A 1,287-nucleotide genomic window follows, 5' to 3' on the forward strand; every position below is an offset into this window, starting at 1 on the left:
TGAAATGATAATTGGTTATGAGTTTAAGCAAGTAAAACTTGATTAACACCACAACGATGGTGGAATCATCGTAGAGCATAATTAGTTTTTTATGCGGTTAATGGATTTATTTGTATTTGTCCTCCAACCGCTTTCAAAACTTTCATTATTGTTGAAAATTGAGGTTTGGCTCCTTCCGATAGTGCTTTGTACAAACTAGGTCTGCTCATTCCTGTTTCTTCTGCGATTTTGGTCATGCCAATTGCTTTTGCAATATGTCCGATGGCCGTAACAATATCATCATCATTTCCCTCTTCCAAAACTGCATTTAAATATTCGGCAACCATTTCTTTGCTGTCCAAATAATCAGCTATATCAAATTGTGATGTTTCCATTTTCTATTTCTTTAATCTTTTCCAAATATCTTTTGCTTTTTCAATGTCTTTTTGTTGTGTTGATTTATCCCCGCCGACAAGTAGAATAATAATTTTCCCATCAATTTCTTTGAAATATACTCGGTAGCCTTTTGCGAAGTTAATTTTCAGTTCTTTGATACCATCTCCTACTGGTTCACAATCTCCAAAATGTTCGTCTTTTTCTAGTTTTTGGATTCTAAATAAAATTTTTGCTTTTGCTCGTAAGTCATTGAGCTTCTTAAACCACTTATCAAATTCCGTCGTCTTTTCAATAAAGTACATTTCTTGAACTGTATCCGTTTGGATACAAAATTATGAAAAATATTTTAATCTTGCAAGTTCAGTTTCGAGAGTTTTGTTTGGGTAAAAGGACGCAAAACGGATTAAGTTTTATTTTTGAGAATGCATGAAAGTTTTTTTATCAGATGTTCTTAAATTCTAGCTCATCAAGTAAAACTTGCTTGCCGGTGGTAGGAATTGAGGAATTATCGTAGGACTTACAAACTTTAATGTCGGATTGGAAATCCTTCTTATCTAGCTTCGACATCGGGAAGATGCCGATAGCTAACTTAAATCCAAATATTTTCTTTAAAATTATGCTGCTCTTTTATAAACATATTCTGGATTAAAAGGTGTTTTAGTTCTTACAACTGCATACATCTGATGAATCAATTTGTTTTTCACATTATTCATTGCCACAAAACCTTTCTTTCCTTCTTTTTTCTTTCGGTCAAAATATTCCTTCATTTGCGGGTTAAACCGTATGGCTGCCAGTGCTGCTATATGAAAAATGCCTTTTAGCTGCTTATGAGAATAACAATTGACGTGAAAACCACCGTTAATACTACTTCCAGAGCTTATTTCAAATGGAGCAACTCCTGCCAAAGAGGCA

At 33.8% G+C, this 1,287-nt stretch carries 4 protein-coding genes; all 4 read right to left on the reverse strand.

All coding sequences use genetic code 11. From position 1 onward, the window contains the following. Positions 1-89 precede the first annotated feature (89 nt). Entirely contained in the window at positions 90-374 is a 285-nt protein-coding gene (locus EGI31_RS14660; protein ID WP_255037933.1) for an addiction module antidote protein, read from the reverse strand. Positions 375-377: 3 nt separating this feature from the next. Continuing rightward, positions 378-677 carry a type II toxin-antitoxin system RelE/ParE family toxin gene (locus tag EGI31_RS14665; protein ID WP_255037932.1) on the reverse strand — a complete coding sequence of 100 codons (300 nt, stop codon included), beginning with the start codon at positions 675-677 and terminating at the stop codon, positions 378-380. A gap of 139 nt (positions 678-816) precedes the next feature. Beyond that, positions 817-942, reverse strand: coding sequence for a hypothetical protein (locus EGI31_RS14670; protein ID WP_255037931.1), 126 nt, complete (start codon positions 940-942; stop codon positions 817-819). Between the two features lie 47 nt (positions 943-989). After that, the coding region (locus EGI31_RS14675) for a transposase (RefSeq protein WP_255037935.1) at positions 990-1,287 on the reverse strand (298 nt) is incomplete at its 5' end.

Origin of the sequence: Lacihabitans soyangensis, from assembly GCF_024343775.1 — a bacterium.
Lineage (GTDB): Bacteria > Bacteroidota > Bacteroidia > Cytophagales > Spirosomataceae > Leadbetterella > Leadbetterella soyangensis.

Coding starts and splice junctions, on each gene's coding strand:
- EGI31_RS14660 (WP_255037933.1), bottom strand. CDS start 374: ATGGAAACATCACAATTTGATATAGCTGATTATTTGGACAGCAAAGAA.
- EGI31_RS14665 (WP_255037932.1), bottom strand. CDS start 677: ATGTACTTTATTGAAAAGACGACGGAATTTGATAAGTGGTTTAAGAAG.
- EGI31_RS14670 (WP_255037931.1), bottom strand. CDS start 942: ATGTCGAAGCTAGATAAGAAGGATTTCCAATCCGACATTAAAGTTTGT.